Below are 1,433 nucleotides of genomic sequence, written 5' to 3'. Positions count from 1 at the left end.
GAAGCAGACGGTGATGATGTGCTGGTCAGCCTTTCTGGCCCAACAACGGTTGTAGAAGGCGAAGTCGCCGAGGATTACACCGTATCTCTGACCGCCGAAGCACAGACAGATGTCACAGTCACGTTCACCTACGCAGGCGAAGCGACTAACGGTCAAGACTACACAGGCGTCGCCTCTGTGGTCATCCCAGCAGGTAGCCAAAGTGTCGACTTTGATATTGCCACGCTGGATGACGGCCTCCTTGAAAACAACGAACAGTTTACTATCACCATTTCCGGTGTAACTGGCGGCGGCTTTGAAGGTCTCGAAATCGACACCAATGCCGATGACGTCACCACAACCATTACCGAAGATACCGACAACCCTGATACTGTCTTGGCCAGCATTGACGGCCCGGGCACTGTGGTTGAAGGTGAGGAAACGGGCAATTACACCATTACCCTGACAGAAGCGCCGTTGACCGATGTCACGGTGAACCTGACGTACACAGGGACAGCAACCAATGGTGAGGATTATACCGGTGTCGCCTCTGTCACCATTCTTGCCGGACAGACCTCCGCCAACTTTACTATCCAGACGACCGATGATGTCTATGGCGAAGGGACGGAAAGCCTGATTGTCACCATCGACAGCCTCTCCGGTGGTAGCTTCGAGAATCTGGAAATCGACGACGCTAACGACAGTGTCACCACCAATATCAGTGATGAAGCTGACCCAGATACGGTCACGGTCAGTATTGATGGACCAACCACGGTGGTAGAAGGCGAAGTCGCGGAAGATTACACCGTGACACTCTCTGCCCCTGCGGAAACCGATGTCATTGTGCAGCTTGAATACTCAGGCACCGCCACTGATGGCTCTGATTACATCCGGTGTCACGCAGGTCACTATCCCAGCTGGGCAGTCCAGTGTCGATTTTGACATTGCAACCATTCAAGACACCATTGCCGAGGGAAGTGAAGACTTTACGATCACCATTGGTAATATCGCAGGCGGAGGTTTTGAAGCTCTAGCCGTCGATAGCAGCAATAAAAGTGTTACTACAACGATCACCGATAATGAAGCGACACCGACCCTGACAGTTGGCGACGCTGGCACCGTTGATGAAGGGAACGATGCCACCTTTGATGTGACTCTTAGCAATCCGGTACAGGGCAACGTCAGCTACACCCTGACCTTGACAGGCAGTGGTAATAATCCGGCTACGATTGCCGATGATATCGACGGTGTGACCCTCGTCGACAGCCAGGGTAACCCGATCACGGGCGCGACCCTAACCCCGAACCAGGACGGCACCTATACCGCCACAGTCCCTGGCAATGTCACCGCGTTCTCAGTACTAGTTTCTACTACCGACGACACACTCTTCGAAGATAACGAAGGCTTTACCTTGGCGGTGACAACCACCGTAGTCGGTCAGCAACTTTCCGATA

The 1,433-nt window shown here is 53.4% G+C and carries 2 protein-coding genes; both read left to right on the top strand.

Going from position 1 to position 1,433, the window contains the following annotated elements:
* Nucleotides 1-921, top strand: a 921-nt coding sequence (locus CS022_RS24555; protein WP_328590433.1) for an immunoglobulin-like domain-containing protein, incomplete at its 5' end; no start/stop codon positions are given.
* Nucleotides 854-1,433 (top strand): Calx-beta domain-containing protein (locus tag CS022_RS24550; protein WP_408057303.1); only part of this gene is annotated, 580 nt, incomplete at its 3' end. The genes CS022_RS24555 and CS022_RS24550, both read left to right, overlap by 68 nt.

The organism is Veronia nyctiphanis (genome assembly GCF_004116385.1).
GTDB lineage: Bacteria > Pseudomonadota > Gammaproteobacteria > Enterobacterales > Vibrionaceae > Veronia > Veronia nyctiphanis.
The sequence above is the reverse complement of the archived record's forward strand: the minus strand, read 5'-3'. Positions and strand labels throughout refer to the sequence as shown.